Below are 7430 nucleotides of genomic sequence, written 5' to 3'. Positions count from 1 at the left end.
AAGCAAAGCTCTATTTTGTATATCCCATTCTAAATTGTACATAGTAATGCAAGTATCTGGCAGTGGATTGCCATCCATAAAAAACACACCTTTAAGGACAGATGGTAAATTTGTTTCTTTGATTGGAATCATCCAGGTTGCAATATTATTAAGTTGCTTTTTTTCAATTAATTCAGCCATAGAATTTGTAATTACTTCCTTTCAGCTAAAATAATACCTAAATTTGTAAAAAACCGAGCTAGAGAAAAGATGAGTAATCTGGCGCTAGAAAAAGAGTAAAATCAACATGAGAAGTAGGGTTTCACAGATGTGCATTGGTGTCAACTTAACGTGAAAGCCAACCCAGAACAAGCTTTTAGATATTGTCTCGTTGTCTCGTTCCCAGTCTCCGACTGGGAATGCCGTTTTAGAAGCAGAGCCTCCCTTGCTGGCGGCAGAGCCGCAATTGAAGTGCATTTCCAGCCCAGAGGCTGGAAACGAGATTTGAAAAGGCTTTCAGCTTAAGTTGACACCAATGACAGATGTGTGTCCCTACTGGAAGTCTCTTGCTCACAGTCGTTGAGCAAAACCTTGTAGTACTAAATTATTAGGAGTAACGGCAGTCACTTTTTCAAAATCCCACTTGACTTCTGTAATTGAGTCCCATTGATAGTTTTGGAACAGATGTAAACAGAAAATTTTGATAAAGCCAATTGATAAGGATTTACCAGGACAAGCTCGCTCATGCCCTTCGCCGTTCCAAGATAAGATATCTGAAAAATCCCGTATTAGATCAAAATCATCTGGATTTTGGTATCTATTGGTATCCCGATTAGCTGTAAGAATAGAGCCAAGCAAGCGAGTACCTTTTTGAAATGGACATTTTTGTTCTCCAATCTCAACTTCACCTGCTTCAGTGGTGAGTTGGCTAACAAATCGCACAGGTGGATAGAGACGAGCCGTTTCTAGAATCACTTGATTGAGAAGTGTTGACTGTTCTAGAGCGTCTGGGTCTAAATTTTTCTTGCCATTCCAAATTGTATTCACTTCTGACACTACATCATTTCTGAGAGTATTATTCAAGCAGAGAACACCAATAACTGATCCTAAAAGCGCACTCGTGCCGGCAGTACCAGCAATATGAATCATATCGAAAAGGGTATTAGCGATTTGGTGTTCGTTCAATTGATACTGAGCGCCTGTTTCAAAGTAAGATGCCCATTTAGCTGATTGTTTATATCGCTTAATTAAATATTGACGATGCCGAATTTTTGGCGCTGTTAATATTGCTAGCAGATACTTGCTGATAAAATTAGGCAAGGATGCAAGAGCCAAACCTTTAATGTAACTATTGGATGCTGTGATTTCTTCCTCAGATAAAGATATTTGAAAAACTAGTTGGTGCAAAATCGACAGCATGATCTTTGGCAAATCGTTGCCGATGTGTAATTTGCCTTGTTTAGCAGCTTCTAACAAGCTTTGCTCAACTAGATTCCCTAAAAAGTCTATCTGCTCTGACGGTTCCGGTAAGGCTTGTAAGATTACAGTACGTAGTCCTGTGTGTTCGTTACCGTTTGTTCCCAGGCTCAGAGGATTATCGAGCAAGTAGCTAGGAGCTAATATTCTAATGATGCCTAAATCATTTCCTCGCAGTTGTGGTTCGGTTTGCATTAGTTCTCTCACCTGCGAGTGAGAAGAATGCATAATTGCTTGGTCTACTGCAAAGTACTTGTCTCCAATATTATCCTTACGGATGTAGAGAAAGTCTCGCCATGCGTTGAGCATGATTGACGCATCCATGTAATAAAAAATCAAGCGGAGAAACTTGCCGATCGCAGTGTCGTAACCTACTTTAGCTAGTATAGGTGCAAGCCAAAGCTGGCGATCGTGACCTTTGAGGACTTTATCTTTAAGTGTCATAGTATTTATTTTGAGTCATTGGTCATTGGTCATTGGTCATTTGTCATTGGTCATTGGTCATTTGTCATTGGTCGTTTGTCCCTGATTCAGATATTGATGCTCTGAGGAATTTTAGAAGGAAGTAGATACTCATAGGGTGGACGGTGTAAATTACGTTGCTTGATGGTATCTTCTACCTGCTGAAGATTACTCTGGAATGCCTTTAACAATGGTTTTACTTTTTGGTCTGTAAAGTATCCTTGCTGATAATCACCCAGCTTGTTGTAATATACAGACCCCAACAAGCTGAGTAGGTTGTATTGCCGTTGCGCCTGATCTAAGGGGGGGAGCAAATTAAGGTAGTCTTGCTCAGTAACTTCTCTTTTGAGAGTTGAGGCTGGTAAATAACCTGCCAATGGTATGGCTGCGGCATAGCCCATAAAATCTTTTTGCGGAAAGTTAACCGCAGCGTGTTGGGCGCTGGCAGTGAAAATAATCAGCGTAGTGGCATCAATCAGGTAATTCAGCGTTTTGATGCCTCCATCTTCGCCAAAATCGGGGATGCGACCACCATCGTAAGCTGGGATTTCGGCTGCCCATGTTTGCAAGGCTGTATCTTTCTGAATGTCTTCATCGGTAGGGTAGTAAAGGTTCAGGTAGTCTGAAACCCATTGATGAATGGCATCCCAGACTAATAGCGCATCATCCCGGTAAGGATAAATAGGCAAGAGGTTGGGATCGTCTACACCGCGCTGTTGGAATTGCTTAGGTAAGATGGCGCTGTTAAAACCATAGCTTTGCAACCCTAGCACTGCTAAAACGCGAGAGTTGTCGATTGATGATGAGAGTAATCTATCGACACCACCACCTGGAGCTATAAGAATCCGTTGAGCGGCATCGTTAATTGCTAAGGTGCTGTCAAAATGCGGGTGTAATAAAATTCTTAAGGGATGGGTAAGTGGCAGTTGTCTTGCGGTGGCGATCGCAAAAACACCAACAAACAGGTGAGTTCTTGCTAGATGAGTAACAGCTTCGTGGTAGTTGGCATCTGCTATTTGGACTATTGTTTTGGCAAAAAGCCAAGAGTATTTACCGGAGTTAGGGGTAACAATTGGATAATCTGGGTCTGGGGTTTGACCGCATTGAATGGCTATCGGACGCAATAAACGGGTGGGGTCTGAGCCTTTGGGTAAGGCAAACAGTGCTAGGGGAGCATAGAGGTATTTTTGCTCGTGTGGGAATGTACCGTTGACCGCACCATCTAAAATTTTATAGTCAGCTAAGTAGAGTCTGCCTTCAAGTCCGGCTGCTGCTAATGCATCGTCAGTTCCCATCACGCCTTGGTAATGTTCGTCTGTGACTGGGAAGCGATCGCCTGGAGTCGTTACTCGCGCGATCGTGACGGGATTGTAGCCAGCCACTCGCATATAGGCAAATACTTCATCTTCTTGGTAAGTTTTAGCGATCGCTGGTACACCAATCACCGGAAACAAATTTTCGTAGTCCTTAAGACTGGTTGCATGTCCTGTCGCCTGTCCTTCATATAGAAGGTTAATTATCCTATGTAGAGCATCTCTGAGGATCACAAGTCCGTTTTCTTTCAAAATAGAATAAAAAAGATCGTCGAGTTCTCTAACATCCTTAGATATACCTTTGAGCAAAAACTGAGGGATAATTTGCAAGATTCTTGCCAGAATACTGATTTTTACTGGTACTGCTCCCTTGAGCAAGGCTTCTAAAATAAACCTTTCGACATCATCACGAATCGATTTAGAACCTTGATTGCCTCTGTTGGCAATCAATGTATTGATAAACACAACTCGTAACTGCTGGGCTAATAAAAAATACCAGTTAGTGGTGAACTCTTCGGCAATAGAAAGCCGATCTAGCATTGCAATTGATGGAATATGGATGTAGTTATATTGATACTCTTGCCTAGCTATATCTAAAGTATGAGTACTTGATGAGCTGATTGAATTTTCTGGTGATGAAGCAGTCATTGACTCTACTCATGTTTAGTATGGGTAACTTTAATAGTTTAGAATAAACAGGTTGGAGTTACCTAAACGTATTATCGCAATTAAGTTTAAAATTACGATTTTTCTAAAGAAATTTTCTGGATTTTATCAACTATTGAACCACGCACGAAATGTTTAGAAATCTTGCAAGAAATATTTAGCAATACAAATAATATTTGCCAAGATTTAGAAACAATTCTCAAAGAACACTTTCAGACTAAAGTATTGTGTTGGAGTTGACATTTGAACTACTGAAACAAGATTGGGAATACAACTATCAGATTCTTCCTCTGCTGCCGATGTCTCCAATGCTTCCTCTGCTTACACAGCGATAAAATATTTTTCTATTACCTTCCCTCTATCAAAAATCTATCTCTACTTCACTGCCTTTATCCTTCAACAGTTAGAAGCAACGAATTTTGCTCCATGCAAAGCTATGAAAGCAAGTTTTCATACTGTGGCAAAAGGATAAATTTGTGGATATTAGCAGACGAAATTTACTGAAGGTAGTTTCTGCTTCTGGTTTAGGTGGAGCTGGGGTATTTGCTTTACAAGGTTTAACCAAACAGGTTTTAGCGCAAAATCAGTCTACCCCACTCCAGATTAAAAAAGGAGAAATGCTCTACAGGCAACTAGGACGCACCAAAGAACAAATATCTGTAATTGGTCTAGGTGGTCATCATATTGGTAGACCAAAAGATGAACAAGAGGGTATTAATCTGATCCGTACTGCTCTTGATCGCGGGATCAATTTTATGGACAATTGCTGGGATTACCATAATGGAGGTAGCGAAATTCGCATGGGTAAAGCTCTGCAAAATGGTTATCGTCAAAAAGCTTTTCTGATGACTAAAATCGATGGTCGCACAAAGGCGGCGGCGGCTAAACAAATTGATGAATCTTTAAGACGTTTGCAAACAGACCACATTGATTTGTTGCAGCATCATGAAGTTATTCGGATGGAAGACCCAGACCGGATTTTTGCCCCTGGTGGTGCGATGGAAGCAGTTGTGGAAGCACAAAAAGCTGGCAAGATTCGCTACATAGGTTTACTGGACATAAAGACCCTTTAGTACACCTGAGAATGTTGGAAGTTGCCAATCAAAACAACTTCCGTTTTGATGCAGTGCAGATGCCGTTAAATGTTATGGATGCCCATTTCCGCAGTTTTGAGAGGCAAGTTTTACCCAGACTGGTTGAAGACGGAATTGCTGTACTGGGGATGAAATCAATGGGCGACCAAAACATTCTCAAAAGCAATGTGGTCAAACCGATCGAATGTCTGCATTACGCGATGAATCTGCCAACTTCAACGGTGATTACAGGCATTGAAAGTATGCCCATCTTAAACCAAGCTTTCGAGGCAGTAAGTACTTTTACACCCATGAGTCAGGAACAAGTTAGAGCATTACTGAATCGGACTCGCCAAGCTGCTCTCAAAGGTCAGTATGAACTGTTTAAAACTACTAACCAATTTGATAGTACAGCCAAAAATCCTGAGTGGTTAGGTTGACACTCCCCGCTTCTATTGAGACGGGGATTCTTGGTTCCCTGACTCGCCGTTAGACGATAGGCTTGCGCCAACCGCCCAAGAGGGCAAATCTCCCCAAGCGTAGCTTCCCGTATGCCCTACGGTAGTTAGTCCACGTTTTAGAATATTGATACTGGCGTTCACGTCCCTATCTTCTACATAGTTGCAGTGAGGGCAAACATGAGTCCTTGTAGATAGGGACTTCTTCACTTTCTGTCCACAGTTAGAACAATTTTGACTTGTATTGTGGGGAGGCACGGCAACCGTTACCTTTCCATATTTATGCCCAAAATATTCTAACCATTGGCGAAAAGTTGACCAACCAGCATCAGATATTGACTTAGCTAGATGTCGGTTTTTGACCATGCCCAAAACATTTAAGTCTTCATAGGCTACCAAATCGTTAGATTGGATGACGGAGTACGCTAATCTCTTGCAATACTCTTTTCGCTGCCTACTTACTCTCAAGTGCTTACGAGCATACCTTATTCTTGCCTTGTGGTAGTTGGTTGATTGTGGCTTTTTAGTCAATATCCTAGATTTGTCGTACTTCTTGGATTTTTTGCGATTAGCGCGGTTTAACTGTTTCTCAGACTTACGGTAAAATTGGGGTGATGGCTCTACATTGCCTTTGTTATCAGCAATGAAATACTTTAATCCCAGATCAATGCCTACCACTTGACCAGTAGGTTGAGTTCCAATTTTTTGGTCAACACTTATAGCAAATTGAGCGTAATACCCATCAGCACGACGCACTAGACGAACACGCTTAATCTGCTTAGTCGAGTAGTAGTTGAGGTCATAAGTTCCTTTTAATTTTAAGGTTCCTATGCCTTTCTTATCTGAAAAAGTTATGGCTTTACGAGTAGTAGAAAGCTTCCATCCAGTTGTTTTATATTCTACTGAGCGACAGTGTTTTTTGAACTTGGGAAACCCTTTTTTACCCAAGGACTTCTTCTTACAATTATCGTAAAACCTACTAATCGCGCTCCATGCACGTTCTGCCGCAGACTGCCGAGCCATTGAATTGAGTTCCGAGGCAAAGGGAAATAAATCAGCAAGTACAGCACAATATTTATTCAAGTCGTATTTACTCAAACCTTTAACATCCATCCATTGCCTTAAGCATTTGTTTTGGATGAATTGAGATGTACGAATAGCATCATCTATTGCTCTATACTGTTTATCTTTTCCCTTGACTTTAAACTCGTAGATTATCATCAGTTCGACCAACCAACTACATTATTATGCTAACATGACTAGCATAAATAATGCCAAATAAATCTGGCTCATTTGCTTATATCCCCCGAATTCTATTCGGGGGTTTTACGCATTACACCTCATAAGTTTTAGCTAGGGCGTGTTTGAAAACTAAGGATGAAAGCGATTTGGGCAGTTCATAGTAAAGGGCACAAAACTAGCAGAGCGGCTGCAAAGTCCAGAACTGAGCGATCGCGAGTTGGAAGTGTTGCGCCTGATGGAAGTACTCAAAAAATGTCATCATAGTTAAAGTGAAAACATTCTGGAGACAAGACAACGGTTTACGCACGCCCTTTAGCACGGTTAATTGAACAATTGCAACGCCTACCGGGAGTTGGCCCCAAAAGTGCCCAACGACTGGCTTTGCATATTTTGAAGCGACCAGAAGCAGAAGTAGAAGCTTTGGCACAAGCTTTAGTTGAGGCAAAAAAACAGATCGGCTTGTGTTCTGTTTGCTTTCACTTATCTGCTGAACCTGTTTGTGAAATTTGCCGCAATGCCAACCGTGACAATAACACTATCTGTGTTGTTGCAGACCCTCGCGATGTGATTGCGCTGGAAAAAACCCGCGAATACAAAGGCAAGTATCACGTTTTAGGCGGGGTGATTTCGCCAATTGATGGGATTGGCCCAGATCAGTTGAATATACTAGCTTTGCAGCGCCGGGTGAGTCAGCAAAAACCTCAAGAAGTAATTCTCGCAATTAGTCCGAGTGTAGAAGGGGAGACAACAACCCTGTATAT

The 7430-nt window shown here is 41.5% G+C and carries 4 protein-coding genes and 2 pseudogenes; 2 read left to right on the top strand and 4 right to left on the bottom strand.

Features of this window, described 5'->3' with window-relative positions; translation table 11 throughout:
• From IQ229_RS06295 to IQ229_RS06285, 3 genes and pseudogenes are all read right to left on the bottom strand, one after another.
• Window positions 1–180 (bottom strand): annotated as a pseudogene (locus IQ229_RS06295) (hypothetical protein); the annotation flags it as partial.
• A 369-nt stretch (window positions 181–549) separates the two neighbouring features.
• On the bottom strand, window positions 550–1899 hold the full coding sequence (locus IQ229_RS06290) for a cytochrome P450 (RefSeq protein WP_194042231.1): 1350 nt from the start codon (window positions 1897–1899) through the stop codon (window positions 550–552).
• Between the two features lie 86 nt (window positions 1900–1985).
• Window positions 1986–3878 carry a lipoxygenase family protein gene (locus tag IQ229_RS06285; protein WP_194042229.1) on the bottom strand — a complete coding sequence of 631 codons (1893 nt, stop codon included), beginning with the start codon at window positions 3876–3878 and terminating at the stop codon, window positions 1986–1988.
• Between the two features lie 494 nt (window positions 3879–4372).
• Between IQ229_RS06285 and IQ229_RS06280 the strand changes: the two are divergent.
• Window positions 4373–5409, top strand: a pseudogene (locus tag IQ229_RS06280) (aldo/keto reductase).
• 12 nt (window positions 5410–5421) lie between these two features.
• Here IQ229_RS06280 and IQ229_RS06275 read toward each other — a convergent pair.
• Window positions 5422–6648, bottom strand: a complete 1227-nt coding sequence (locus IQ229_RS06275) for an RNA-guided endonuclease InsQ/TnpB family protein (RefSeq protein WP_194042227.1) — start codon at window positions 6646–6648, stop codon at window positions 5422–5424.
• A gap of 354 nt (window positions 6649–7002) precedes the next feature.
• On the opposite strand from IQ229_RS06275, the gene recR reads away from it, so the two are divergent.
• Window positions 7003–7430: recombination mediator RecR (gene recR, locus IQ229_RS06270; RefSeq protein WP_228013226.1), on the top strand; the 428-nt coding region annotated here is incomplete at its 3' end.

It is taken from the genome of Nostoc cf. edaphicum LEGE 07299 (genome assembly GCF_015207245.1).
Taxonomy (GTDB): domain Bacteria; phylum Cyanobacteriota; class Cyanobacteriia; order Cyanobacteriales; family Nostocaceae; genus Nostoc; species Nostoc edaphicum_B.
Note: the sequence above shows the minus strand (reverse complement) of the source record. Positions and strands in the feature narration are given on the sequence as shown.